The sequence below is a fragment of the Rhizobium ruizarguesonis genome (genome assembly GCF_012349115.1).
Taxonomy (GTDB): domain Bacteria; phylum Pseudomonadota; class Alphaproteobacteria; order Rhizobiales; family Rhizobiaceae; genus Rhizobium; species Rhizobium ruizarguesonis.
Genome location: NZ_PQIG01000013.1, coordinates 87,680 through 111,579, shown reverse-complemented (window position 1 = coordinate 111,579; position 23,900 = coordinate 87,680). Strand labels below are relative to the sequence as shown.

The following is a 23,900-nucleotide window of genomic DNA, read 5'->3' as shown; positions in this document are numbered from 1 at the left end:
CTTCTTTATTGCTGCACGGCGGGCGTCGGCACCGCCTCGATGTTGAAAGCGGCGGCCATCAGCGCCCTGGTGTAATCGTCCTTCGGCGCGCGGAAGATGTCGGCTGACGGACCCTGTTCCACCACCTTGCCGAAACGCATGACGATGACGTCGTTGGCGAGCGCCTTCACCACTTTCAGGTCGTGGCTGATGAAGAGATAGGCAAGGTCGTGCTTCTTCTGCAGATCGCGCAGCAAATCGACCACCTGGGCCTGGACGCTCATGTCGAGTGCGGAGGTCGGCTCGTCAAGCATGACGAAGCGCGGCTTCAGCACCATGGCGCGGGCAATGGCAATGCGCTGGCGCTGGCCGCCGGAGAATTCGTGCGGATAACGCCAGCGGGTCAGCGGATCAAGACCCACCTCTTCCAACGCCCAGCAGACGCGCTGGTCGCGTTCTTCAGCAGTCAGGGAGCGCTCATGCACCTTCAGCCCTTCGGCGACGATATCGCCGACCGACATGCGGGGGCTCAGCGAGCCATAGGGATCCTGGAAGACGACCTGAAGCTGATTGCGCAACGGCCGCATCTCGCTGAACGAATAGCCGGCTATATCCTTACCGACAAAGGCGATCCGTCCTTGCGAGGAAATCAGCCGGGTGAGCGCCAGGCCGAGCGTGGTCTTGCCGGAGCCGGACTCGCCGACGACGCCGAGCGTCTGGCCGGCGCGCAGCGAAAGATCGATGCCGTCGACCGCCTTGACGTGATCGACGACGCGGCGCATCAGCCCAGCCTTGATCGGGAACCAGACGCGGATATCCGAACCTTCCATCACCATCGGTTTCGACGGATCGGCCAGCGGCGGCTCGCCGCGCGGTTCGGAGGCAAGGAGATGCCGGGTATAGTCGTGCTTCGGATTGGCGAAGACGTCGTCGACGGCTCCGGTTTCGACGATCCTGCCCTTGGTCATGACGCAGACGCGATCGGCGAATTTGCGCACGATGCCGAGATCATGAGTGATGAACAGCATCGACATGCCGTGGACCGCCTTTAACTGCCGGAGCAATTCGAGGATCTGCGCCTGTACGGTGACGTCGAGGGCGGTGGTCGGCTCGTCGGCGATTAGCAATTCCGGCCGGTTGGCGAGCGCCATGGCGATCATGACGCGCTGGCGCTGGCCACCGGAGAGCTCGTGCGGATAGGCCTTCAACCGCTTCTCCGGCTCACGGATGCCGACCTGGTTCAGCAATTCCAGCACGCGCTGGCGCGCCGACTGACCGGTGAGGCCTTGGTGCAGGGCGAGGATCTCGGCGATCTGCTTCTCGATCGAATGAAGCGGATTGAGCGAGGTCATCGGCTCCTGGAAGATCATGGTGATATCGTTGCCGCGCACTTCCCGCAGTTCCCGCTCCGACGCCTTCAAGAGATCCTTGCCCTTGAACAGGATTTCGCCGGAGGGATGGCTTGCCGAGGGATAAGGCAAGAGCCGCAGGATCGAGTTGGCCGAAACCGATTTGCCGGAGCCGGATTCGCCGACGAGCGCCACGACTTCGCCTTTGGCGATATCGAAGGAGATGTGATCGACGGCGAGCGAGGTTTCGCCGCCCTGATGAAAGGCAACCGAGAGATCACGGACGGAAAGCAGCGGTTCTGTCATGTCACTCATTGAAACGTCTTCCTCGGATCGAAGGCATCACGCACGGCCTCCCCGATGAAGATCAGCAGGGAAAGCATGATCGACATGGCGAAGAAGGCCGTCAGGCCGAGCCATGGCGCCTGCAGATTGGTCTTGCCCTGCGCGATCATCTCACCGAGCGAGGGGGAGCCTGGCGGCATGCCGAAGCCGAGGAAATCGAGCGAGGTCAGCGTCGTGATCGAACCAGAGAGGATGAAAGGCAGGAAGGTCAGCGTCGCGACCATCGCGTTCGGCAGCAGGTGGCGCCACATGATGGTGCGATTGTTGACGCCGAGCGCGCGCGCGGCGCGGACATATTCGAAATTGCGGGCGCGCAGGAATTCGGCGCGCACGATGCCGACGAAGCCGACCCAGGAAAAGAGCAGCATGATGCCGAGCAGCACGAAGAAGCCGGGCGGCAGGAGTGCGGCGATGATCAGCAGGATGTAGAGTACCGGCATCGACGACCAGATCTCGATGAAGCGCTGCAGCAGCAGGTCGGTCCAGCCGCCGAAATAACCCTGCACCGCACCCGCCGTCACGCCGATAACAGCCGAGCAGATGGTTAGCACCAGGCCGAAGAGCACCGATATGCGGAAACCGTAGATGACCCGCGCCAGCACGTCGCGCGCCTGGTCGTCGGTGCCGAGCCAGTTGAGATTGCCGGGGGTGCAATCCGGATCGTTCAGCCCTTGCGGATAACCGGCGCAACGCTCCTCCTTCGTCATCAGCCAGAAGGGAGCAGTCGGCGCCGAATGCGGAATGTTGGAATTGACCGAGCGATAGGAATAGCGGATCGGCGGCCAGATCATCCAGCCATTGGCATTGATCTCGTCCGTTATCACCGAGGAACGATAGTCGGTTTCGGCCAGGAAGCCGCCGAACTTCTCCTCGGGATAATCGATGAGAACAGGAAAGAGGATCTCGCCCTTGTAGGAGGCGATGATCGGCCGGTCGTTGGCGATGAACTCGGCAAACAGGCTGAGGATAAACAGCAGCATGAACAGCCACAGCGACCAGTAACCGCGGCCGTTCGCCCGGAAATTCTGCCAGCGGCGAATGTTGGTCGGCGAGAGCAGGCCCTTGCGCGGCGGTTTGACGGGTGTTGCGATGGCAGGATTTGCGGCGGCGTCCATCAGACATCCCTCCGCTCGAAATCGATGCGCGGATCGATCCAGGTGTAGATCAGGTCGGAAACCAGGCTGACGACGAGGCCCAGCAGCGAGAAGATGTAGAGCGTGGCGAAGACGATCGGGTAATCCCGGTTAATGACCGAGAGATAGCCGAGACGACCGAGGCCATCGAGCGAGAAGATGTTTTCGATCAGCAGCGAGCCGGTGAAGAAGGCGGAAATGAAGGCGCCGGGAAAACCGGCAATGATGATCAGCATGGCGTTGCGGAAGACATGGCCGTAGAGCACCTGCCGCTGGTTCAGACCCTTGGCGCGGGCGGTGACGACATATTGCTTCTTGATCTCCTCGATGAAGGAATTCTTGGTCAAAAGCGTCGTCGTCGCGAAGGCGGACAGGGAAAGCGAGATCAGCGGCAAGGTGAGGTGCCAGAAATAGTCGAGCGGCTTCTGCCACCAGGTAAGCTGGTCGAAATTGTCGGAGACCAGGCCGCGCAGCGGAAACCAGTCGTAAAAGGAGCCACCGGCGAAAAGCACGATCAGGAGAATGCCGAAGAGGAAGCTCGGTACGGCATAGCCGACGACGATGACGCCCGACGTCCAGACGTCGAAGGTCGATCCGTCCTTGACCGCCTTGCGGATGCCGAGCGGGATGGAGATGGCATAGGAGAAGATCAAGATCCAGATGCCGAGCGAGATCGACACCGGCAGCTTCTCCTTGATGAGTTCGAGCACGGAGGTGTTGCGGAAGAAGCTCTCGCCGAAATCGAAGCGGCTGTAATTCCACATCATCTCGCCAAAACGGGTCAGCGGCGGCTTGTCGAAGCCGAACTGTTTTTCGAGCTTGGCAATCAGTTCCGGGTCAAGCCCCTGGGCACCGCGATATTTCGAGCCTTCATCGCTGCCGGTGCCGCCGAGAAGATCGCCGCCGCCGGACAGGCGCTGGTCGGCGCTATCGGCCTGACCGGTCAATTGGGCGATCACCTGCTCGACGGGACCGCCGGGCGCGAACTGGATGACGATGAAGGAAATCGCCATGATGCCGACAATGGTCGGGATCATTAGAAGCAGGCGGCGAAGAATATAGGCGCCCATCAGCCTTCAGCCTCCGGGAATGTTTTTCCTGTCTGCCTGCCGTCCAGTCTCATGCCGCTCAATCCGCCAGCCTTCCCTTGCCGGCCCTGCCGGCTTGTCGTGATTCGCTCGTGCCATTTGGAGCCGAGGCCCCCTGCAATGCAAGCCCGCTCATTTTGCCGAGGTCGACCACCAAGCATCGGGGAAGCCAAGGCTGTAGGCCGGAAACTCGGCCGGATGCGTGACCGTGTTCCAATAGGTGATGTTATAAGTATCGCGGTAGAACAGCGGGATGACGTAGTGATTTGCAAGCAAGACCCGATCCATGGCCTTTATTGCTGCGATCTGCTCGTCGCGGTTCGGCGCGAAGATAATCATGCGAATGAGTTCATCAACGGCTTGGTTGGCTATGCCGGCATAATTGCGGGAACCCTGTTGGTTGACCGAACCGGATCCCCAATAGTCGGCTTGTTCGTTGCCCGGATTCATGGTCTCCGCCCAGACATTCCAGATCATATCGTAGTCGAAGCTGCGTTCACGATTGACAGATTGCGACGCATCGACTGTCCGGATCCGCGCATCGATGCCGATTTTCCTGAGATTGTTGGCATAGGGCACCGCCCAGCGCTCCAGCATGGGGCTCGACAACAGGATCTCGAAACTCATCGGCTGGCCGGTCTTGGTATTGACCATGCGATTGCCCTTCAACTCCCAGCCGGCTTCTTTGAAAAGCGCGATCGCCTTGCGGAGGTTATCGCGGCTCTTCTGCGGATCGCCGCCGACGGGATTGGTATAGGGCGTGGTGAAGACTTCGGGCGGAACCTTATCCTTCATGCCCTGCAGAATTTCCAGCTCTCTGCCCTGCGGAAGGCCGGAGGAGGCGAGTTCGGTGTTCCAGAAATAGCTGTCGATGCGTTTGTAACTATTAAAGGCCACAGTGCGGTTCAGCTCCTCAAAATCCAGACCATAGTTCAGCGCCTCGCGGACCCTGATGTCCTTGAAGAGGTCACGTCGCATGTTGGGCACGAGAGCCTGCATGATGCCGGTGGCGCGCAGCGGGTTTGCAACCTCCTCTTTTTTGACACGTCCTTCCTTCACCGCGGGAAAATCATATCCCGTCGCCCAACGGGCAGCCGTGGTTTCCTGCCAGTAGTCGCTGTTGCCGGCGCGAAAGGCCTCGAACTCGACATCCCGATCACCGAAATAGGTGTAGTTGACGTTGCGGAAATTGTTCTGGCCGACATTCACATTGAGGTCCTTGCCCCAATAGTCGTCACGCAATTCATAGCGGATTGTCGCGCCGGGCGAGAAGGAAGCAATCTTGTAAGGTCCCGAACCCATCACGGGCTCGAGGGTCGTCTTTGAGATATCGCGTGGCTTGCCGTCCGGTCCCTGCCCCTCCCACCAATGCTTCGGCACGACCACCAACTGGCCAAGAATATTCGGGAGCTCCCGGTTGTTCTTTTCATCGAAGGTGAAGGTGACGTCGCGATCGCCGGTCTTTTCGGCTTTCACCACGTGGCGGTAATAGTTACCCGTGAGGGGGTTTAATTCCTTCGTCTTATTCAGACTGAAGATGACGTCCTCGGGCGTTACCGGCTGACCATCCGCCCATTTCGCTTCCTTGCGCAGGCGGAAGGTCGCGCTCGAGACGTCGGCGGGAAAAGCCAGTCCCTCGGCAAGCAGACCGTAGGAGACGAGGAGCTCGTCGTCGGCGGGCTTCATCAGCGTGTCGTAAACGAGCGTCAAGCCCACTGCCGTCTGACCTTTGGCAAGCAGCGGGTTGAAGCTGTCGAAGGCGCCGCTTGCGGAGAGGCGCAGGTCTCCGCCTTTCGGTGCATCGGGATTGACGTAGTCGAAATGCGCAAAGCCCGGCTTGTACTTCATCTCGCTGATGACCGAGCTCCCGATCTGAAAGGGCTGGTCCTGACCCGTTGCCGGTATTGGCGCCAGAGCGCCCGCAAGCGATAGAAACAAACCGATCTTCGACCACAGAGCCGCCATTCACGCTTTCCCCTGATTATTGATGGGTTCGACAATACGAAAAATACAGGCGAAAAACAGGAGAGAGTTTGGTTTTTGCCGGGCGCGCCAAATTTTGACCCTCAGGTCCGTGTCAAGGCGTCGCCTCTTCGAGCCGCCTTCGCAACATGCGGCGCAACTCCGTTACAAGGCGCGGGTCGCCGGCGCTGTCGGGATCATAGGCGGCGGCAACGACGATGCGCAGAAGCTCCAATATGAGGGCCGCAAGCAGATCGACATCGGGCTCCACCGAAGGGTTGGCCTTCCTCAGCAAGGCGACGATGCTTGCCCGCATTTCGGCGCGGGAGCGTGCCTTGCGCTCCTTGGGAATGTCGCGCCTGGCCGCCAGAACAGGAAATTCCGGAAACTCCTCGATGAAGCGTCCGAGCCTCGTGAAGACCGCATCGCCGATCTCGGCGGCAGTTTTTCCCGCAGATTCGTCTTCGAGCGCGGCCAGTGCCGCATTGAAATGCTGCAGCCGATCGATATGCAGCGCCTCGGCGAGAAGCAGCTTCGTTGGAAAGAACTGATAGAGCGAGCCGATCGAAGAGTTGGCGGCGGCGGCGATCTCGGTCATCGTTGCGGCATCGTAGCCCTTTTCGAGGAAGACCTTTGCCGCGGCTTCGAGCAGGACGGCAACGCGCTCATGGCCGCGCTGGCGTTTCGGGAGACGGGTCTGCGGCTCGGGGCTTGATTTTTGTGAGGCATCCCTCATATTTTTCATTGTGAGGATACCCTCATATTTTATGGAGCCCTTTCATGCCGCTTTACGATCCCAAAACCACCGCACTCATTTCCATCGATCTGCAAGGCCTCGTCCTTGGCCGGGCGCTGGCGCCCCATTCCGGCCAGCAGGTGGTCGAAAACACAGCCGCAATCGCCACCAGCCTGAAGGCGGCCGGCGGAACGATCATCCTCGTCACCGTCGGATTCTCCCCGGACTATGCCGATGCTGTCAACCAGCCGGCCGATGAGGCGCTGCACTTTCCGGAAGGCGGCCTGCCGGCCGCAGCTCTTGCCGTGCCGCCGGAGATTGCGGCCCTTGCCGCCGATGTCCATATCGTCAAGCATCACTGGAGCGCCTTTTACGGCACCGAGATGGATCTGCAGCTGCGCCGCCGCGGTATCAGGACGGTGATCCTTGCCGGCGTCGCCACCAATTTCGGCGTCGAATCGACCATACGCGATGCCTTCGCGCATAACTATGCCGTCATCGCCGCCGAGGATGCGATGACCAGCTTTTCGCCTGAGATGCATGATTTTTCCTGCCGGTACATCCTGCCGCGGCTGGCGCGCATCCGGAAAACCGCGGAGATCGTCGCCAATATCTGAGCCGCTGCGGCGATCCGTCACCGCCTTCTTCTCCCACCGCCAGCCAAAACATCGATTCACCAAAATCGCTTTTCACGATAGGTTCGATCGCAAATCACTTCGGCAGCGGTTCAAGGGAACAGTATGGCTTTCGGCTTCGCTCAGGCTTTCAGGACATTCGGCAAACTGACGCTTGCCGGCGCAATCGGCGCAAGCCTTGCCGCCGGTGACGTCGGCGCGGAGCAGAAGACGCCGAGCCCGGGCAGTGCCAAGGGGCAGTTCGGCGCCGTCAGCCTGCCGACGCAGGGACCGGCGCAACCGATCGGCTTTTACGCGAAGGGCTGCATGACGGGTGCGGTGGCGCTGCCGACCGACGGGCCGACCTGGGAGGCGATGCGGCTTTCGCGTAATCGCCGCTGGGGCAATCCGGCGATGATCTCGCTGCTCGAGCGTCTTTCTGAGGACGGGGTCAAATATGCCGGCTGGCCGGGCATTCTCGTCGGCGACATTGCGCAGCCGCGCGGCGGGCCGATGTTCAATGGCCATGCCTCGCACCAGATCGGCCTCGATGCCGACGTCTGGTTTACGCCGATGCCCGCGCGCCGCATGACCGCCGAGGAGCGCGAGGATCTGCCCTTCACCACCATGCTGCAAAAGGACAAGTTCCTGACCGTCGACCCCAAGGTCTGGACGCAATCGCGCGCGCGGCTGCTGATGCTGGCGGCAAGCTATCCCGAGGTGGAGCGCATCTTCGTCAATCCGGCGATCAAGAAGAAGATGTGCGACACCTGGACCGGCGACCGCACCAATCTCGGCAAGCTCCGGCCGGAATACGGCCACGACTCGCATTTCCACATCCGCATCAAGTGCCCGCCCGGTGCTGCGGGATGCACGCCGCAGGCCCCCGTCGCTGCCGGCGACGGCTGTGACAAGTCGCTCGCCTGGTGGTTCACGCCGGCGCCCTGGGCACCGCCGAAACCGCCGAAGCCCGGCGCCAAGCCGCCGAAGCCGCCGCGCGAGATGATGGTCTCCGACCTGCCGAAGGCCTGCGGCGCCGTGCTCGATGCTGCTTCCGTCGCCTCGATGCAGGCCGCCACCTATGGCGGACCTTCCGCCGCAAGCGCGCTGACCGCCGCTCCGGCCGCAGCGCCTGCCGCCGACGCCGATGGCGCTTTACCCGATGTCGGCCCGGTTCCGAACGACAAACCGGCGATACAATGAGCAAGGCCCGGGGTGCGTTGTCTTTCAAATCGCAAACTCTTGGTATAGAAGCCATCAAATCGATTGAATTGCTCGGGCGGAGGGGTTGATGGCCGGCGGCAGATGCCTTGCATTGATTGCGCATGACCAGAAGAAGGACGACATGGCGGATTTTGCCCGCGCCAACCGGGATTTTCTCTCCCGATGGAAGATCGTCGCCACCGGCACCACTGGCGGGCGCGTGCTCGACGCCGCCCCCGATCTCCACGTCACGAGGTTAAAAAGCGGGCCGCTCGGCGGCGACCAGCAGATCGGCGCGCTGATTTCGACCGGCGAGGTCGACGCCCTGATCTTCTTCGTCGACCCCTTGACGCCGATGCCGCACGATGTCGACGTGAAGGCATTGATGCGGCTGGCGATCGTCTATGATATTCCGATGGCGCTCAACCACGCGACCGCTATAAAACTTCTTCCCACACTCGAAGCCTGATCAGCACGGAACCGGCCATGCCAAAACTGAACAACAGCACCGCTCCGCTGCCTTTCCCGATCCTGATCGGCGATATCGGCGGCACGAATGCCCGTTTCTCCATCCTCACCGATGCCTATGCCGAGCCGAAACAGTTCCCGAACGTGCGCACGGCGGATTTCGCCACGATCGACGAAGCGATCCAGCATGGCGTGCTCGACAAGACCGCCGTGCATCCGCGCTCGGCGATCCTCGCCGTCGCCGGCCCGATCAATGACGACGAGATCCCGCTGACCAATTGCGACTGGGTGGTGCGGCCAAAGACGATGATCGAGGGCCTCGGCATGGAGGATGTGCTCGTCGTCAACGATTTCGAGGCGCAGGCGCTGGCAATCGCCGCCCTTTCGGATGAAAACCGCGAACGCATCGGCGACGCCACCGGCGACATGATTGCCTCCCGCGTCGTGCTCGGACCGGGCACCGGCCTCGGCGTCGGCGGGCTCGTGCATGCCCAGCACAGCTGGATCCCGGTTCCCGGCGAAGGCGGCCATGTCGATCTCGGGCCGCGCAGCAAGCGCGACTATGAAATCTTCCCGCATATCGAGACGATCGAAGGCCGCGTTTCGGCCGAGCAGATCCTCTGCGGGCGCGGCCTCGTCAATCTCTACCATGCCATCTGCATTGTCGACGGCATCCAGCCGACGATGAAGGATCCCGCCGACATCACTTCGCACGCGCTTGCCGGCAGCGACAAGGCAGCCATAGAGACCGTCTCGCTGTTTGCCACCTATCTCGGCCGCGTGGCGGGCGACATGGCGATGGTGTTCATGGCGCGCGGCGGCGTCTATCTCTCAGGCGGCATCTCGCAGAAGATCATCCCGGCGCTGAAGAAGCCGGAATTCCGCATCGCCTTCGAGGACAAGGCGCCGCATACGGCGCTGCTTCGGACCATCCCGACCTATGTGGTGACACATCCGTTGGCAGCGCTTGCCGGGCTTTCCTCCTATGCGCGCATGCCGGCGAATTTCGGCGTCTCGACGGAAGGCCGCCGCTGGCGGCGTTAAGCCTGGCGCGCAAAGAAATACAGCGTTCTTGGCGCGTCCTGGCGGACGCGCGGCGCTCTAGCCAAACCAGTCCCAACTCTTTATAGACCCCGGCAAAAGTGCGCGTCGTCATCGCGGGGCGCTTGGTCCGAGACAGGAAATCCTATTTGGAAGCGGCGGAAAGCAGAACGCAGGGCGTCAGCAGCGATACCGTAACCGGCATCCTGAAGCGAATCATCGCTGAAAACGGCCGCGATCATCTGTGGGGCTATGTCTTTGCGATCGCCTGCCTCATCGTGGTGGCGCTTTCGACGGCGTTCACCGCCTGGATCATGCGGGCGATCATCGACGAGGCCTTCGCCAATCGGCGCGCCGACGTCGTCTGGATCATCTGTCTTTCGATCTTTATCGCCTTCGTGCTGCGCGGTTTTGCGAGCTATGGCCAGGCGGTGGCGCTTTCCAAGGTCGGCAACGATATCGTCGCCCGCTACCAGCGCCGGCTCTATGCGCATCTGATGACGCTTTCGGTCGGCTTCTTCAGCGAGGCGCGCTCTGCCCATATCGCCGCGCAGGTGAGCCAGAATGTCAGCGGCATTCGCGACGTGCTCAACCTGACGATCACCTCGACAGTGCGCGACCTGCTGACTTTCGTTTCGCTGCTCGCCGTGATGATCCTTCAGGATCCGTTGCTCAGCCTTGCCGTGTTCATCATGGCCCCGCCGCTGCTTTATGCGCTGCGCTATGTTTCGAAGCGGCTGCGCTCGGCGACTCGCGAGGCCGTGCATCTGAACAGCCACGTTCTCGGCGCCATGCAGGAGACGATCCAGGGCATCGCCATCGTGAAAGCCTTCACGATGGAAGAAGAGCTGGAGCGCAAGGTCAACAAGCTCATCAAAGGCGCCGAAAGCCGGGCCAACCGGATTGCCCGACTTTCCGAGCGCACCTCTCCTCTGACGGAAAGTTTCGCGGGTTTTGCCGTCGCCAGCGTGCTTGCCTATGCCGCCTACCGCTCGATCTATTTCAATGTGCCACCCGGCGCCTTCTTCTCCTTCGTCACGGCGCTGCTGCTTGCCTATGACCCGGCCCGCCGGCTTGCCCGCCTGCAGGTGCAGATGGAGCGCGCCGTCGTCAATGCGCGGATGATCTATGAACTGCTCGACATGGAACCGCGCCAGCGCGACCTGCCGGATGCCCGGCCGCTGACGGTGACGCAGGCAAGGATCGAATTCCGCAATGTTTCCTTCGCCTACGGCAATGAGAGCGTACTCAGCGGCGTCAGTTTCATCGCCGAGGGCGGCGCGACCACAGCACTGGTCGGCCCTTCCGGCGCCGGTAAATCCACCGTCATCAGCCTCATTCCGCGTTTTTACGATCCGCGCGAGGGCGAAATCCTGATCGACGGACAGGATATCGCCCACATCACCAAGAAGTCGCTGCGCCAGCAGCTCGCCTATGTCTCGCAGCAGCCCTATCTGTTCGAGGGTACGATCCGCGACAATATCCGCTATGGCCGGCCGGAAGCGACCGATGCCGAGGTGGAAGAGGCGGCGCGGCTTGCCTATGCGCATGATTTCATTTCAGCCCAGCCGCAAGGTTACGAGACGCCGGTCGGCGAAAACGGCGTGACGCTTTCGGGCGGCCAGCGCCAGCGGCTATCGATCGCGCGCGCCCTGGTGCGCAATGCGCCGATCCTGCTTCTCGACGAGGCGACCTCGGCCCTCGACACCGAATCCGAGGCCGCCGTGCAGAAGGCGCTCGACGAAGCGATGAGCGGACGCACCGTCGTCGTCATCGCCCACCGGCTCTCGACCGTGGTGCGCGCCGACAAGATCGTCGTCATGCAGCAGGGCCGTGTCGTCGAGGAAGGCAATCACGAGACGCTTGCGAAGGTCAGCGACGGTCTTTACGCTCGCCTCAACAACCTGCAGAGGCCTTCGGCCTCCGATTCAAACTGACCTGGCGAGACTGACATGAGCGATGCTGCGATGAAACTGGTGGTAGTTGGCGCAGCCGGACGCATGGGGCAGACGCTGATCCGGCTCATCCATTCCATCGAAGGTGTCACGCTGCATGCCGCGGTCGAGCGCGCCGGCTCGCCCTTCGTCGGCAAGGATGCCGGCGAGATCGCCGGTCTCGGTCCGACCGGTGTCACTATCGGCGACGATCCGCTCAACGCCTTTCTCGATGCCGAAGGCGTGCTCGACTTCACCTCGCCTGCTGCAACAGTGGAATTCTCAGGTCTCGCCGCGCAGGCCCGCATCGTCCATATCGTCGGTACGACCGGCTGTTCGGACGACGACAATGCCAGGATCGCCGCGGCGGCCCGCCATGCCCGCATCGTCAAGTCAGGCAATATGAGCCTCGGGGTCAATCTGCTCAGTGTGCTCGCCGAGCAAGCAGCGCGTGCGCTTGATCCTGATGACTGGGATATCGAGATCCTGGAAATGCACCACAAGCACAAGGTGGATGCGCCTTCCGGCACCGCCCTTCTTTTCGGCGAGGCCGCGGCAAAGGGGCGCGGCATCGATCTTGCCACGAAATCCGTCCGGGTGCGCGACGGCCATACCGGCGCCCGCGAAGCGGGCACTATCGGCTTTGCGACGCTGCGCGGCGGCTCCGTCATCGGCGAACATTCCGTGCTTTTCGCCGGAGAAGGTGAAATCGTCACCTTGTCGCACAGTGCGGCCGACCGCTCGATCTTTGCGCGTGGCGCCATCAAGGCGGCCCTTTGGGCGCGCGACAAGAAGCCGGGTCTCTATTCCATGCTCGACGTGCTCGGGCTTTCTTCCTCATAACGATACTACGGAGGCATATTCATGAGCGGTACCCTCGTCCTCGTTCGCCACGGCCAGAGCGACTGGAACCTGAAGAATCTCTTCACCGGCTGGAAGGATCCCGATCTGACCGAGCTCGGCGTCCAGGAAGCCAACGCAGGCGGGGCGGCGCTCGCCGAATACGGAATCAAATTCGACGTCGCCTACACCTCCGTGCTGGTTCGTGCGCAGCACACGCTGAAGCTCATCCTCGACAAGGTCGGCCAGCCCGATCTCCAGACGATCCGCGACCAGGCGCTGAACGAGCGCGACTACGGCGACCTCTCCGGCCTCAACAAGGACGATGCGCGCGCCAAATGGGGCGAGGAACAGGTCCATATCTGGCGCCGCTCCTATGATGTGCCGCCTCCCGGCGGTGAAAGCCTGCGCGACACCGGCGCCCGCGTCTGGCCCTACTACCTCACCGAAATCCTGCCGCGTGTGCTCAGAGGCGAGAAGGTGCTGGTTGCCGCGCACGGCAATTCGCTGCGCTCGCTGGTGATGGTGCTCGACAAGCTCACCCGCGAAGGCGTGCTCGCCCTCAATCTCGCGACCGGCGTGCCGATGGTCTACACGCTGAAGGCGGATTCCACCGTCGCTTCCAAGGAAGTGCTCGGCGATATGTCGGGCGCACATTGATCTCAGCTGCTCTTTCCCCGCTACGGCGGGGAAAGACACTCAGTTCTCGATGGTGAACTGCACCCGGTCGGCCGCGAAGCGGCTGATCGAATATTGCACCGGCACACCCTCAAGATCGGTATTCATCGCCTTGGCGATCAGCAGGATGGCACCGGGAGTGAGTTCGAGGTCGGCCATATCGGCTGCACTCGCATGGGCGGCCGTTACCTCGGTCGTCGCCCGGACATAATCCGGCAGGCCGAGTTCGGCGAAAGCCTTGGTGATCGATTCTTCCGTCCGGTAAGCCGCACCGATACCGGCAAAGCGCTTGGCGGGAAACCAGCTCGTCGCCCTTGAAACCGGCCGCTTGTCTGCCTGGCGCAATGTTTCCAGGCGGATCACCTGATCTCCCTGCTTCAGGCCCAGCCAGCGGGCGATCTCGGCACTCGCCTCCTCCTTCGCCTCATCGAGCAGAAGGCCGCGCATCTCACGCGCCTGATCGCCAATGCCGGCGGTGAAACGCGTGCGCCTGGTGATCGGGAAATTCAGCCGCTCCTTGCGCTCGATCAGCGTGCCGCGACCTTGTACCGCACGGACGATCCCCTCCTGCGCCAGCGCCGCCAGCGCGCTGCGCACCGTATGCCGGTTGACGCCGAATTGCACCGCCAGCATGGTTTCCGGCGGCACCATTCCCGTTTCGTCATAGGCTCCGTTGCTGATCGCCTCGCGAATCCGATCGGCGATCTGGCGCCAGAGCGCCACGCCGGTTTGCCTTTGCACCTGCTTCAATCCCGACATTCCGCCCCTGCCCGCCCATTTAACTCACGATGTCACACGCTTGTCACGACATCGATTTAGAGCTAAATATATCTTGTATGGTTGTCTATATCAATAGACATTTTAAGGGAAGCGGCGATGATATCAGCGGACAGGACAGACGCTGCGTCACAGACGGCATCCGGGCGCAAACGCGCCGCCGATCTGCTGGCGCGCGCGGAGCGCAGCGAACTCTTGGCGGTCTTCGATGCGCTGCCGCAAAAGCCTGTGGCCCATCAGGTGCGCGGACCGGAGACCGGGCTGGTAATGGTACGCGGACGCATCGGCGGCGGCGGCGCTCCCTTCAATCTTGGCGAAGTGACCGTGACGCGGGCGACGGTCCGGCTCGACACCGGCTCGGTCGGCCATGCACAGGCGCTCGGCACCGACCGCGAGAAGGCCAGGCTTGCGGCGATCTTCGACGCGCTTTGGCAGGAGGATGCGACGAAGGATTTCGTCGAACAAGCACTGCTTTTACCGATTGCCGAACGGATCGCCGATGCCGAACGCCGCAAGGCGGACGAGACGGCGGCAACCCGCGTCGATTTCTTCACCATGGTGCGGGGAGACAACTGATGGGCCTGAAGACAGAAGCTTTGACCGGCGGCTTTGCCGTCCCGGTCTTCCATGCCCAAAGCGTCTTCAAGATGCTGATGGACGGCATGGCCCGCCCCGGCACGATCCAGACCGTTCAGCCCGACGTCGCTCCGCCGGCACCGCTCGGCATCGCCGCCGGCACGATCGCGCTGACGCTTTGCGACCACGACACGCCCGTCTGGCTTTCCCAGGGACTGGCGAGATCCGCCGTGCCGGAGTGGCTCGGCTTCCATACCGGCGCGCCGCTGACGACCGAAAAGGCCGAGGCGCGCTTTGCCTTCACCGAGGCCGGCACCGCGCTTTCCTCCTTCGGCCTCTTTGCATCAGGCACGCAGGAATATCCCGATCGCTCGACGACCCTCATCATTGAGCTCGCCGAACTCGAGGGTGGCCGCAGGCTGGCGCTGATGGGTCCCGGCATCCAGAGCGTGACGGAGATCGCGCCTATCGGCCTGCCGGAGACCTTCCTGCGGCTCTGGACCGAGAACCGTGCGCTCTTTCCGCGCGGCGTCGACATCGTGCTGACATCGGGCAGGCGTTTCCTCTGCCTGCCGCGCACCACCAAGATCACAGCAACGGAGATCTGAGCTCATGTATGTTGCCGTCAAGGGTGGCGAGGCTGCCATCGCCAATGCCCACCGCCTGCTCGCCGACCGCCGCCGCGGCGACCGTTCGCTACCGGCGATCGGCATCGAACAGATCGTGGCGCAGCTGGCGCTCGCCGTCGACCGCGTCATGGCCGAGGCTTCGCTTTTCGACCGCACGCTCGCAGCACTCGCCATCCGCCAATCGCGCGGTGACATGATCGAGGCGATCTTCCTGCTGCGTGCCTACCGCACAACGCTGCCGCGTTTCGGCTATTCGAAGCCGCTCGACACAGCTGATATGACGATCGAACGCCGCATCTCGGCGACCTACAAGGATCTGCCGGGCGGCCAGCTTCTTGGGCCTACCTTCGACTATACCCACCGCCTGCTCGATCCCTCGCTGCTTTCGGACGAAGCGGTGGAGACGCCCGCTCAGCGCGCCGCCGAGACCAGCCGCGTCATGCGCGTCTCGGAGATCCTCGGCGAGGAAGGTCTGATCGAGGCCGACGGCGACATGCCGGAAGATCACGAGATCGGCGACCTGACCCGCGAGCCGATGGAATTTCCGATGACCCGGGATCTGCGCCTGCAGGCGCTTGCCCGCGGCGACGAGGGCTTCCTGCTGGCGCTGGGTTATTCCACCCAGCGCGGCTACGGCCGCAACCACCCCTTCACTGGTGAAATCCGCATCGGCGACGTCGAGGTGGAATTCGACGTGCCGGAACTCGGTTTCGCCGTCTCGCTCGGCACGATCCAGATCACCGAATGCCAGATGGTCAACCAGTTCAAGGGTTCGGCCAAGGCGCCGCCGCAATTCACCCGCGGCTACGGCCTGGTCTTCGGCCAGAGCGAGCGCAAGGCGATGGCGATGTCGCTGGTCGACCGGGCGCTTCGCGCCGAAGAGCTCGGCGAGGATATCACCGCGCCGGCACAGGATGAGGAATTCGTCATCTCGCACTCCGACAATGTCCAAGCGACGGGCTTCGTCGAGCACCTGAAGCTTCCGCATTATGTGGACTTCCAGGCCGAACTCGATCTCGTCCGCCGCATGCGCCGCGAATTCGAAGCCGCCCGCAACGGTGGCGAAGACATGAAGGAAGCCGCCGAATGACCGATCTGGCCAGCTACAACTTCGCCTATCTCGACGAACAGACCAAGCGGATGATCCGCCGCGCCATCCTGAAGGCGATCGCCATCCCCGGTTACCAGGTGCCCTTCGCCTCGCGCGAAATGCCGATGCCCTATGGCTGGGGCACCGGCGGCGTGCAGGTGACGGCCTCGATCATCGGACCGGACGACGTGCTGAAGGTCATCGACCAGGGCGCCGACGACACGACCAACGCCGTTTCCATCCGCGCCTTCTTCCAGAAGGTCGCCAATGTCGCGGTGACGACGCATACCAAGGATGCGACCATCATCCAGACGCGCCACCGCATTCCCGAAGAAAAGCTTGGGGTCGGGCAGGTGCTCGTCTACCAGGTGCCGATCCCCGAGCCGCTGCGCTTCCTCGAGCCGCGCGAGACCGAGACCCGCAAGATGCACGCGCTCGAAGAATACGGCCTCATGCACGTGAAGCTCTATGAGGATATCGCCCATAACGGCCGCATTTCGCGGACATACGCCTATCCGGTGAAGGTCCACGGCCGCTATGTCATGGACCCGTCGCCGACGCCGAAATTCGACAATCCGAAGATGCATATGTCGGACGCGCTGCAGCTCTTCGGCGCCGGACGCGAGAAGCGCATCTATGCGGTTCCGCCCTATACCGACGTCGTCAGCCTGGATTTCGAAGATTATCCCTTCGATATCCAGCGCTTCGACAAGCCCTGCGCCCTTTGCGGTGCGGAGGATGTCTACCTCGACGAGGTGGTTCTCGACGACAAGGGCGGGCGGATGTTCGTCTGCTCCGATACCGATCATTGCGAAGACCGCCGCGCGCACGGACATGCCGGCGAGATGCTGGCCCGGGAGGCTGCAGAATGAGCGATACTCCGCTTCTCAAAGTCCATGACGTTTCGAAATTCTACGGCAACCGCATCGGCTGCCGCGACGTCTCCTTCGAGCTCTGGCCCGGCGAAGTGCTCGCCATCGTCGGTGAATCCGGCTCCGGCAAGACGACGTTGCTCAACTGCCTTTCCACCCGGCTGCTGCCGAGCACGGGCAGCGTCGAATATCACATGCGCGACGGCAGCTACCGCGACCTCTATCGTATGAACGAGGCCGAGCGGCGCTTCCTGATGCGCACCGATTGGGGCTTCGTGCACCAGAACCCGGCCGATGGCCTGCGCATGACGGTCTCAGCCGGCGCCAATGTCGGCGAACGGCTGATGGCGATCGGCGACCGGCACTACGGCAAGATCCGCGCGTCGGCGATCGACTGGCTCGAACGCGTCGAGATCGACGCCGACCGCATCGACGACCAGCCGCGCGCCTTTTCCGGCGGCATGCGCCAGCGCCTGCAGATCGCCCGCAACCTCGTCACCGGCCCGCGGCTCGTCTTCATGGACGAGCCGACCGGCGGCCTCGACGTCTCGGTGCAGGCGCGCCTGCTCGACCTCGTGCGCGGCCTCGTCAACGATCTCGGCCTCTCGGCCATCATCGTCACCCACGATCTCGCCGTCGCCCGCCTGCTCTCGCACCGGATGATGGTGATGAAGGACGGTTACGTCATCGAACACGGGCTCACCGACCGCGTGCTCGACGACCCGCGCGAACCCTATACGCAGCTGCTCGTCTCCTCGATCCTGCAAGTCTGAGGCCCAAAACCAAGGAAGAAGAAATCATGGCAACGCCTCTCGTCGTTTCCGAAGTCTCGAAGAGCTTCACCATGCATCTGCGCGACGGCCTCAAGTTGCCCGTCGTCTCCGATGTCGCCTTCTCGGTCGCATCGGGCGAATGCGTCGTGCTCGGTGGCCCGTCGGGCATCGGAAAGAGCTCGCTGCTCAAGATGATCTACGGCAATTATGCCGTCGACACCGGCCAGATCCTCATCCGCCACGACGGACGCATCGTCGATCTCGCCTCCACCGATCCGCGCACCGTGCTCAACGTCCGCCGCAATACGCTTGGCTATGTCAGCCAGTTCCTGCGCACCGTGCCGCGCGTCGCGGCGATCGATGTGGTTGCCGAACCACTGGTGGCACGCGGCGAGGACGCCGCCACGGCACGGGAAAAGGCGGGCGCCTTGCTTGCCAGGCTCAATCTGCCGGAAACGCTCTGGCAGCTGCCGCCCGCCACCTTCTCCGGCGGCGAGCAGCAACGCGTCAACATCGCGCGCGGCTTCATCACCGAGCATACGATCCTGCTTCTCGACGAACCCACAGCCTCGCTCGATGCCAGGAACCGTGCGGTCGTCGTCGGCATGATCGCGGAAAAGAAGAAGGCGGGTGTGGCCCTTCTCGGCATCTTCCACGACGAGGAAGTGCGCGAAGCCGTCGCCGACCGCATCCTCGACGTCCAGCAGTTCTCACCCAGAAAGATCGCTGCATGAGCCGCAAGCTGGGTATCGAGCCCTATTTTCATGAGACGGCATCCGTCAGCGATTCCACCTTCGGGCGCTATACGGAGGTCTCGGAACGCTGCCGCATCAGCGAGGCCGCGTTCGGCGACTATTCCTACATCATGCAGGATGGCTCCGTCTGGTGTGCGACGATCGGCAAGTTCGTCAATATCGCCGCCGCCGTGCGCATCAACGCCACCAACCATCCGACCTGGCGCGCGACACTGCATCATTTCACCTATCGCGCCGCCGACTACTGGCCGGACGGCGACATGGAGACGGACTTCTTCGCCTGGCGGCGCGCAAACCGGGTGACGATCGGCAACGATGTCTGGATCGGCCACGGAGCGACCATCCTGCCGGGCGTTAGCGTCGGCAACGGCGCGGTGATCGGAGCCGGCGCCGTCGTATCGAAAGACGTCGCGCCCTATGCGATCGTCGGCGGCGTGCCGGCCAAACTCATCCGCGAGCGCTTTCCAAGAGAGGTCGGCGAACGGATGGACAGGCTTTCCTGGTGGGACTGGGAACACGACCGGCTGCGCCAGGCGCTCCAGGATTTCCGCAACCTTGACGCGGAAGATTTCCTGTCCCGCTACGGCGGTTAAACTCCCGATATGGGGGCGGAGAATTGTGACAGGACTTACACAAATATGACATGCGAGGTTCATCAAGCGGGACTAATGCGATGCTGATCAAGGCCTGGATCGCAAGGGAAGAGCATGATGTTCGAGCTGAAGAATGTCACACGTCGTTTCGGAAAAAAGCTCGCTGTCGATTCCGTCACGCTCGCCATTCCGCAGGGCCAGATGGTCGGCATCATCGGCCGCTCCGGCGCCGGCAAGTCGACGCTGCTGCGCATGATCAACCGCCTTCAGGAGCCGAGCTCCGGCTCCGTTCATTTCGCCGGCGTCGAGGTCTCCGGGCTTCGCGGCCAGGCGTTGCGCAACTGGCAGCGCGACTGCGCGATGATCTTCCAGCAGTTCAACCTGGTGCCGCGCCTCGACGTTCTCACCAATGTCATGCTTGGCCGCCTCAATCATCGCTCGACGCTTATGAGCCTCCTCAACATCTTCACCCGCGAGGAACGCGTGCATGCCATCGCGGCACTCGAACGCCTCGGCATCGAGCAGACGGCGCTGCAGGCGGCCGGCACGCTTTCCGGCGGCCAGCAGCAGCGCGTGGCGATCGCCCGCGCGCTGATGCAGAACCCGAAGATGGTTCTTGCCGACGAGCCGATCGCCTCTCTCGATCCGCTGAACGCCAAGATCGTCATGGAAGCGCTGCGCGACATCAACGAGCGCGAGGGCATCACCGTCATCACCAACCTTCACACGCTCGACACCGCCCGCAACTATTGTGAGCGCATCGTCGGCATGGCCGGCGGCCGCGTCGTCTTCGACGGCAAGCCCTCGGAGCTGACCGCCGAAGCGGTGAAGGAAATCTACGGGACGGACAAGGACGGCGCCGGCATCGACGAAACGGTGACCTCGACATCGATCAATATCGCCCCCGAGCGGGCAGACAATCAATCCGCCGGCACCCAACCGCTGGCGCTGGCCGGCCTCTGAGAGGCAGCCGCGATCGAGCGCCCGCGTCAAGGGCACACTTCTTTGTAACGGGAAGACCGGGGACACCGGTCAATAGGAGAGAACATGTTGAAGAAAGCACTCTTTGCGGCAACGGCGCTCTTCGCGCTTGCCGGCGCTACCCATGCTGCAGACCTCAAGGAATTCCGCATCGGCATCCTCGGCGGCGAAAACGAAACCGACCGCCTGCGTAACTACGCCTGTCTCGCCGACCACCTGAAGAAGGAATTCGGCTTCGAGAAGGTTTCGCTCTTCCCGGCCGCCGACTATGACGGCGTGATCCAGGGTCTGCTCGGCGGCACGCTCGACTTCGCCGAACTCGGCGCTTCCGGCTACGCAGCCGTCTACATCAAGGATCCGAAGGCTGTGACGCCGATCCTGACGACGCAGCAGAAGGACGGCTCGACGGGTTACCACTCGATCGGCCTCGCTCTGAAATCATCGGGCATCAAGACCATCCAGGACGCCAAGGGCAAGAAGCTCGGCTACGCCGACCCGGATTCCACCTCCGGCTACCTCGTTCCGCTGACGCAGATCCCGAAGGACACGGGCATGCCGAACGACAAGTTCTTCGCTTCGACCCAGTTCAACGGCGGCCACGAGAACAACCTTCTTGCCGCCTATGACGGTAAGGTCGACGTCGCCGTCGACGATAGCTCGGGCATCGGCGATTTCAAGGACGGCTACACCTCCGGCACCTTCCGCAAGGAAGTCGACAAGGGCGCCGTCGATCCGAACAAGCTGGTCGAAGTCTGGCGTTCGCCGCTGATTCCGAACGGCCCGCTCGTCGTTCGCAACGCTCTCGGCGAAGAATGGAAGACGAAGCTTACAGCCTTCTTCACGGCTCTGCCGGAAAAGGATCACAAGTGCTTCGCGGCTATCGAAGGCGGCGATTACAAGGGCTACTCGCCCGTCAAGCACGACTTCTACAACACCGTCGTTGAAGTCCGCAAAGCTGCCATCGGCGGCTGATCGAGCCGTTTCGAATGAGGGCGGCCAGCGACGGCCGCCCTCTATCTTTTGACTACAGCGCCGCGCGTCTTAGACGCGCAAAGGATGCTGTAGCACTTTGAATTGCTGCATAATTCTATCCTCAAATCGATTCCGATTTGAGGATAGAATTATGAAGTAGGCGAGGCGTTGATGACTATTGCCGATACACAGCCGCACATGCAGAGCACGCAGGAGATCGGCACCGCCTGGGACCGGATGGTGGCCAAGCGCCGCTTCTATACCGTTCTCGGCCTGGTTATCCTGATTGCGGCTTTTGTCAGCTCCGTCCGCTTCGCCGATGAGAGCAATGCCGGCCATTTCTTCGACCGCCTGCCGCATCTCTTCGACTTCCTGAGCTGGCTCATCCCCAAGGATTGGCACGACGTCTGGCGCGCGCTGTTCGACATAGCGAGCGTCAACGACAAGGGCGGCGAGGAATTCAATTTCGACAGGGGACGCGTCTATGTCTGGGGCGCCTTCTACATTCCCGAATATTTCGAGCTGATGATCGTCACGATCAACGTGGCGCTGATCTCGACGATCATCGCCTTCGTCTTTGCCGTCCCCTTGAGCTTCTTTGCCGCGCGCAACCTGACGAATTCATGGCCGTTGCGCATCTTCACCAAGCGGCTGATGGAATTCCTGCGCGCCTTCCCGGAAATCGTCATTGCCGGGCTGTTTTCGGCGATCCTGTCGATCGGGCCGGTCGCCGCCATCATCGCCATCACCCTGCACACGATCGGCGCGCTCGGCAAACTCTTCTACGAAGTGGCCGAGAATATCGACATGAAGCCGCATGAGGGCATGAAAGCCGTCGGCGCCAACTGGTGGGAGCGCGTCCGCTTTGCCGCCCTGCCGCAAGTGCTGCCGAATTTCACCTCCTATGCGCTGCTGCGCCTTGAGATCAACGTGCGCGCCTCGACCATTATCGGCGCCGTCGGCGGCGGCGGCATCGGCGAGGAGCTGAAACTTTCGATCTCGCGCGGCTTCGGCGCCAAGACGGTGGCGCTCGTTCTTCTGCTGTTCGTGACGATCGTCGCCGTCGACCAGTTCTCCGCATGGCTGCGCCGCCGCCTGGTCGGCGAGCACGCCTTCCTTCTGCAACATTGAGGCCGCCATGACGGTGATCGACGCAAACCGTATGCACGAGATAGAAACGCGCTATCCGGAATATTTCCACCAGTCGTTCCGCCAGCGTTTCGGCGGGCTGATGATCCTCATCGCGACGCTGCTCTACAGCCTCTATGCCGCCTGGTTCTTCGATCTGCCCAAGCTCTTCGCCGAAGCCCATTGGGAGCGCGTCGGCATCTATCTCAGCCAATGGGTGAGCTACGACGTTCAGCCGGAATTCCGCATTGGGGATGACGGCTCGATCGACATCCGTTATCCGCGTTTCTCGCCGCTCGGCGACAATCCGAATCCGGACTGGCTGGTCAACAACCCCGACGGCAGCATCACCGTTTCGATCAGCGGCACCAGCCGCACCGTCACCGTCTCGAAGAGCGAGACGATCGTCACCGCGTATGGCGTCAGCGTCCCGGTGGACGTTTTCGGCGGTGCGCCGAAAGTCGTCGGACCGGTACCCGGCTGGATGACGGTCTATGATGACAACGTGCTGGCCGATCTCGGCTTTGCCGGCAATGTCAGCATATCAGTCGACCGGGTGAAGATTCGCAAACGTTTCATCGGCTGGGCGAATTTCGTCTTCGACACGCAATCGTCCTTCTTCGACAAGCCGGTCGGCGAGGTCGTCAGCCTCATCGTCTCCGGCCCGCGCATCAAGCCCGACCAATCCAATCTGTCGCTCGCCTTCGACGACATCTGGAACAACAGCGAATGGCAGCACGGCGACGTCTGGACCAAGCTTTTCCAGACGATCGTCATGGCGTTCCTCGGAACGCTGCTCGGCGCGCTTACCGCGTTCCCGCTCGCCTTCCTGGCAGCGCGCAACATCACGCCGAACCGCCTGCTGAATCAGATCCTGAAGCGCTTCTTCGATTTCCTGCGTTCAGTCGATATGCTGATCTGGGCGCTGTTCCTGACACGCGCCTTCGGCCCGGGCCCGCTTGCCGGCAGCGGTGCGATCTTCCTCACCGAGACCGGCACGCTCGGCAAACTCTATTCGGAAGGCCTCGAGAATATCGACAACAAGCCGCGCGAAGGCATCAAATCAACAGGCGCTCAGACCGTGCTCGTTCATCGTTATGGCATTATGCCGCAGATCGTTCCCGTCTTCGTCAGCCAGACGCTCTACCAATGGGAATCGAACGTGCGCGGCGCGACCATTATCGGCGCCGTCGGCGCCGGCGGCATCGGCCTGAAACTGTGGGAGGCCATGCGCACCAACGCCAATTGGGAAAACGTCGCCTACATGGTCATTCTGATCCTGATCGTCGTCTTCATATTCGACACCGCCTCGAACGCGTTGCGCCACCGGCTGATGGGCACGAAAACCCACTGATCCATCGATCAAAGGCGGTGGCGGCGCGAC

24 protein-coding genes are annotated in these 23,900 nt (G+C 62.3%); 18 read left to right on the top strand and 6 right to left on the bottom strand.

All coding sequences use genetic code 11. From position 1 onward, the window contains the following. Nucleotides 1-5: 5 nt before the first annotated feature. From C3Y91_RS02960 to C3Y91_RS02940, 5 genes are all read right to left on the bottom strand, one after another. On the bottom strand, nucleotides 6-1,643 hold the full coding sequence (locus C3Y91_RS02960) for an ABC transporter ATP-binding protein (protein ID WP_130656743.1): 1,638 nt from the start codon (nucleotides 1,641-1,643) through the stop codon (nucleotides 6-8). Further along, the gene (locus C3Y91_RS02955) at nucleotides 1,640-2,788 is read right to left on the bottom strand and encodes an ABC transporter permease (protein ID WP_168574957.1); all 1,149 of its coding nucleotides are present in this window, start codon (nucleotides 2,786-2,788) and stop codon (nucleotides 1,640-1,642) included. Before C3Y91_RS02955 ends, C3Y91_RS02960 begins: the two co-directional genes overlap by 4 nt. Continuing rightward, entirely contained in the window at nucleotides 2,788-3,876 is a 1,089-nt protein-coding gene (locus tag C3Y91_RS02950; protein WP_024323199.1) for a microcin C ABC transporter permease YejB, read from the bottom strand. The genes C3Y91_RS02955 and C3Y91_RS02950 overlap by 1 nt, the downstream gene beginning before the upstream one ends. Before the next feature lie 150 nt (nucleotides 3,877-4,026). Further along, nucleotides 4,027-5,859 carry an extracellular solute-binding protein gene (locus C3Y91_RS02945; protein ID WP_018070344.1) on the bottom strand — a complete coding sequence of 611 codons (1,833 nt, stop codon included), beginning with the start codon at nucleotides 5,857-5,859 and terminating at the stop codon, nucleotides 4,027-4,029. A 112-nt stretch (nucleotides 5,860-5,971) separates the two neighbouring features. Next, nucleotides 5,972-6,601, bottom strand: coding sequence for a TetR/AcrR family transcriptional regulator (locus C3Y91_RS02940; protein WP_018070345.1), 630 nt, complete (start codon nucleotides 6,599-6,601; stop codon nucleotides 5,972-5,974). Nucleotides 6,602-6,636: 35 nt separating this feature from the next. Between C3Y91_RS02940 and C3Y91_RS02935 the strand changes: the two genes are divergently transcribed. The 7 genes from C3Y91_RS02935 to C3Y91_RS02905 all read left to right on the top strand — a co-directional run bounded on the left by C3Y91_RS02935 (nucleotide 6,637) and on the right by C3Y91_RS02905 (nucleotide 13,352). Continuing rightward, a complete protein-coding gene (locus C3Y91_RS02935) occupies nucleotides 6,637-7,209 on the top strand; it encodes a hydrolase (RefSeq protein ID WP_130722174.1) in 573 nt (190 codons plus the stop codon). Nucleotides 7,210-7,332: 123 nt separating this feature from the next. Continuing rightward, nucleotides 7,333-8,409, top strand: coding sequence for a penicillin-insensitive murein endopeptidase (mepA, locus tag C3Y91_RS02930; RefSeq protein WP_018482159.1), 1,077 nt, complete (start codon nucleotides 7,333-7,335; stop codon nucleotides 8,407-8,409). Between the two features lie 88 nt (nucleotides 8,410-8,497). Next, nucleotides 8,498-8,878 carry a methylglyoxal synthase gene (locus C3Y91_RS02925; RefSeq protein ID WP_018070348.1) on the top strand — a complete coding sequence of 127 codons (381 nt, stop codon included), beginning with the start codon at nucleotides 8,498-8,500 and terminating at the stop codon, nucleotides 8,876-8,878. 17 nt (nucleotides 8,879-8,895) lie between these two features. Continuing rightward, nucleotides 8,896-9,921: a glucokinase gene (locus C3Y91_RS02920; protein WP_168574956.1), complete on the top strand. Its 1,026-nt coding sequence runs from the start codon at nucleotides 8,896-8,898 to the stop codon at nucleotides 9,919-9,921. A 146-nt stretch (nucleotides 9,922-10,067) separates the two neighbouring features. Next, nucleotides 10,068-11,855 (top strand): ABC transporter ATP-binding protein, encoded by a 1,788-nt coding sequence (locus C3Y91_RS02915; protein WP_018495758.1) that lies wholly within the window; start codon nucleotides 10,068-10,070, stop codon nucleotides 11,853-11,855. Between the two features lie 15 nt (nucleotides 11,856-11,870). After that, nucleotides 11,871-12,695, top strand: a complete 825-nt coding sequence (gene dapB, locus C3Y91_RS02910; protein ID WP_168574955.1) for a 4-hydroxy-tetrahydrodipicolinate reductase — start codon at nucleotides 11,871-11,873, stop codon at nucleotides 12,693-12,695. 21 nt (nucleotides 12,696-12,716) lie between these two features. Next, on the top strand, nucleotides 12,717-13,352 hold the full coding sequence (locus C3Y91_RS02905) for a 2,3-bisphosphoglycerate-dependent phosphoglycerate mutase (RefSeq protein WP_130676038.1): 636 nt from the start codon (nucleotides 12,717-12,719) through the stop codon (nucleotides 13,350-13,352). A gap of 39 nt (nucleotides 13,353-13,391) precedes the next feature. Here the strand turns inward: C3Y91_RS02905 and phnF are convergent, their stop codons facing one another. Further along, entirely contained in the window at nucleotides 13,392-14,129 is a 738-nt protein-coding gene (gene phnF, locus C3Y91_RS02900; RefSeq protein WP_130676037.1) for a phosphonate metabolism transcriptional regulator PhnF, read from the bottom strand. Between the two features lie 117 nt (nucleotides 14,130-14,246). Between phnF and phnG the strand changes: the two genes are divergently transcribed. The 11 genes from phnG to phnE (C3Y91_RS02845) all read left to right on the top strand — a co-directional run bounded on the left by phnG (nucleotide 14,247) and on the right by phnE (C3Y91_RS02845) (nucleotide 23,870). Beyond that, the gene (gene phnG, locus C3Y91_RS02895; protein WP_075225231.1) at nucleotides 14,247-14,723 is read left to right on the top strand and encodes a phosphonate C-P lyase system protein PhnG; all 477 of its coding nucleotides are present in this window, start codon (nucleotides 14,247-14,249) and stop codon (nucleotides 14,721-14,723) included. After that, entirely contained in the window at nucleotides 14,723-15,331 is a 609-nt protein-coding gene (phnH, locus tag C3Y91_RS02890; protein ID WP_024323191.1) for a phosphonate C-P lyase system protein PhnH, read from the top strand. Before phnG ends, phnH begins: the two co-directional genes overlap by 1 nt. Before the next feature lie 4 nt (nucleotides 15,332-15,335). Then, nucleotides 15,336-16,442, top strand: a complete 1,107-nt coding sequence (locus C3Y91_RS02885; protein ID WP_168574954.1) for a carbon-phosphorus lyase complex subunit — start codon at nucleotides 15,336-15,338, stop codon at nucleotides 16,440-16,442. Continuing rightward, the gene (locus tag C3Y91_RS02880; RefSeq protein ID WP_003544415.1) at nucleotides 16,439-17,314 is read left to right on the top strand and encodes an alpha-D-ribose 1-methylphosphonate 5-phosphate C-P-lyase PhnJ; all 876 of its coding nucleotides are present in this window, start codon (nucleotides 16,439-16,441) and stop codon (nucleotides 17,312-17,314) included. Before C3Y91_RS02885 ends, C3Y91_RS02880 begins: the two co-directional genes overlap by 4 nt. After that, a complete protein-coding gene (gene phnK / locus C3Y91_RS02875; protein WP_003544413.1) occupies nucleotides 17,311-18,087 on the top strand; it encodes a phosphonate C-P lyase system protein PhnK in 777 nt (258 codons plus the stop codon). Before C3Y91_RS02880 ends, phnK begins: the two co-directional genes overlap by 4 nt. A 26-nt stretch (nucleotides 18,088-18,113) precedes the next feature. Continuing rightward, a complete protein-coding gene (phnL, locus tag C3Y91_RS02870; RefSeq protein WP_168574953.1) occupies nucleotides 18,114-18,821 on the top strand; it encodes a phosphonate C-P lyase system protein PhnL in 708 nt (235 codons plus the stop codon). Next, nucleotides 18,818-19,435, top strand: a complete 618-nt coding sequence (locus C3Y91_RS02865; protein ID WP_018482168.1) for a DapH/DapD/GlmU-related protein — start codon at nucleotides 18,818-18,820, stop codon at nucleotides 19,433-19,435. The genes phnL and C3Y91_RS02865 overlap by 4 nt, the downstream gene beginning before the upstream one ends. Nucleotides 19,436-19,552: 117 nt before the next feature. Beyond that, nucleotides 19,553-20,398 (top strand): phosphonate ABC transporter ATP-binding protein, encoded by an 846-nt coding sequence (gene phnC / locus C3Y91_RS02860; protein WP_168574952.1) that lies wholly within the window; start codon nucleotides 19,553-19,555, stop codon nucleotides 20,396-20,398. Nucleotides 20,399-20,482: 84 nt separating this feature from the next. Beyond that, nucleotides 20,483-21,388 carry a phosphonate ABC transporter substrate-binding protein gene (gene phnD / locus C3Y91_RS02855; RefSeq protein WP_168251657.1) on the top strand — a complete coding sequence of 302 codons (906 nt, stop codon included), beginning with the start codon at nucleotides 20,483-20,485 and terminating at the stop codon, nucleotides 21,386-21,388. Nucleotides 21,389-21,559: 171 nt separating this feature from the next. Then, nucleotides 21,560-22,519 (top strand): phosphonate ABC transporter, permease protein PhnE, encoded by a 960-nt coding sequence (gene phnE / locus C3Y91_RS02850; protein WP_018070360.1) that lies wholly within the window; start codon nucleotides 21,560-21,562, stop codon nucleotides 22,517-22,519. Nucleotides 22,520-22,526: 7 nt separating this feature from the next. Continuing rightward, complete coding sequence (gene phnE, locus C3Y91_RS02845; protein WP_168574951.1) at nucleotides 22,527-23,870, top strand: phosphonate ABC transporter, permease protein PhnE; 1,344 nt, start codon at nucleotides 22,527-22,529, stop codon at nucleotides 23,868-23,870. The last annotated feature ends 30 nt before the right edge of the window (nucleotides 23,871-23,900 follow it).

What these genes read in the sequence shown, in the direction of transcription:
- C3Y91_RS02960 (WP_130656743.1), bottom strand. Translation starts at nt 1,643, where the DNA reads ATGAGTGACATGACAGAACCGCTGCTTTCCGTCCGTGATCTCTCGGTT.
- C3Y91_RS02955 (WP_168574957.1), bottom strand. Translation starts at nt 2,788, where the DNA reads ATGGACGCCGCCGCAAATCCTGCCATCGCAACACCCGTCAAACCGCCG.
- C3Y91_RS02950 (WP_024323199.1), bottom strand. Translation starts at nt 3,876, where the DNA reads ATGGGCGCCTATATTCTTCGCCGCCTGCTTCTAATGATCCCGACCATT.
- C3Y91_RS02945 (WP_018070344.1), bottom strand. Translation starts at nt 5,859, where the DNA reads ATGGCGGCTCTGTGGTCGAAGATCGGTTTGTTTCTATCGCTTGCGGGC.
- C3Y91_RS02940 (WP_018070345.1), bottom strand. Translation starts at nt 6,601, where the DNA reads ATGAAAAATATGAGGGATGCCTCACAAAAATCAAGCCCCGAGCCGCAG.
- C3Y91_RS02935 (WP_130722174.1), top strand. Translation starts at nt 6,637, where the DNA reads ATGCCGCTTTACGATCCCAAAACCACCGCACTCATTTCCATCGATCTG.
- mepA (WP_018482159.1), top strand. Translation starts at nt 7,333, where the DNA reads ATGGCTTTCGGCTTCGCTCAGGCTTTCAGGACATTCGGCAAACTGACG.
- C3Y91_RS02925 (WP_018070348.1), top strand. Translation starts at nt 8,498, where the DNA reads ATGGCCGGCGGCAGATGCCTTGCATTGATTGCGCATGACCAGAAGAAG.
- C3Y91_RS02920 (WP_168574956.1), top strand. Translation starts at nt 8,896, where the DNA reads ATGCCAAAACTGAACAACAGCACCGCTCCGCTGCCTTTCCCGATCCTG.
- dapB (WP_168574955.1), top strand. Translation starts at nt 11,871, where the DNA reads ATGAGCGATGCTGCGATGAAACTGGTGGTAGTTGGCGCAGCCGGACGC.
- C3Y91_RS02905 (WP_130676038.1), top strand. Translation starts at nt 12,717, where the DNA reads ATGAGCGGTACCCTCGTCCTCGTTCGCCACGGCCAGAGCGACTGGAAC.
- phnF (WP_130676037.1), bottom strand. Translation starts at nt 14,129, where the DNA reads ATGTCGGGATTGAAGCAGGTGCAAAGGCAAACCGGCGTGGCGCTCTGG.
- phnG (WP_075225231.1), top strand. Translation starts at nt 14,247, where the DNA reads ATGATATCAGCGGACAGGACAGACGCTGCGTCACAGACGGCATCCGGG.
- phnH (WP_024323191.1), top strand. Translation starts at nt 14,723, where the DNA reads ATGGGCCTGAAGACAGAAGCTTTGACCGGCGGCTTTGCCGTCCCGGTC.
- C3Y91_RS02885 (WP_168574954.1), top strand. Translation starts at nt 15,336, where the DNA reads ATGTATGTTGCCGTCAAGGGTGGCGAGGCTGCCATCGCCAATGCCCAC.
- C3Y91_RS02880 (WP_003544415.1), top strand. Translation starts at nt 16,439, where the DNA reads ATGACCGATCTGGCCAGCTACAACTTCGCCTATCTCGACGAACAGACC.
- phnK (WP_003544413.1), top strand. Translation starts at nt 17,311, where the DNA reads ATGAGCGATACTCCGCTTCTCAAAGTCCATGACGTTTCGAAATTCTAC.
- phnL (WP_168574953.1), top strand. Translation starts at nt 18,114, where the DNA reads ATGGCAACGCCTCTCGTCGTTTCCGAAGTCTCGAAGAGCTTCACCATG.
- C3Y91_RS02865 (WP_018482168.1), top strand. Translation starts at nt 18,818, where the DNA reads ATGAGCCGCAAGCTGGGTATCGAGCCCTATTTTCATGAGACGGCATCC.
- phnC (WP_168574952.1), top strand. Translation starts at nt 19,553, where the DNA reads ATGTTCGAGCTGAAGAATGTCACACGTCGTTTCGGAAAAAAGCTCGCT.
- phnD (WP_168251657.1), top strand. Translation starts at nt 20,483, where the DNA reads ATGTTGAAGAAAGCACTCTTTGCGGCAACGGCGCTCTTCGCGCTTGCC.
- phnE (WP_018070360.1), top strand. Translation starts at nt 21,560, where the DNA reads ATGACTATTGCCGATACACAGCCGCACATGCAGAGCACGCAGGAGATC.
- phnE (WP_168574951.1), top strand. Translation starts at nt 22,527, where the DNA reads ATGACGGTGATCGACGCAAACCGTATGCACGAGATAGAAACGCGCTAT.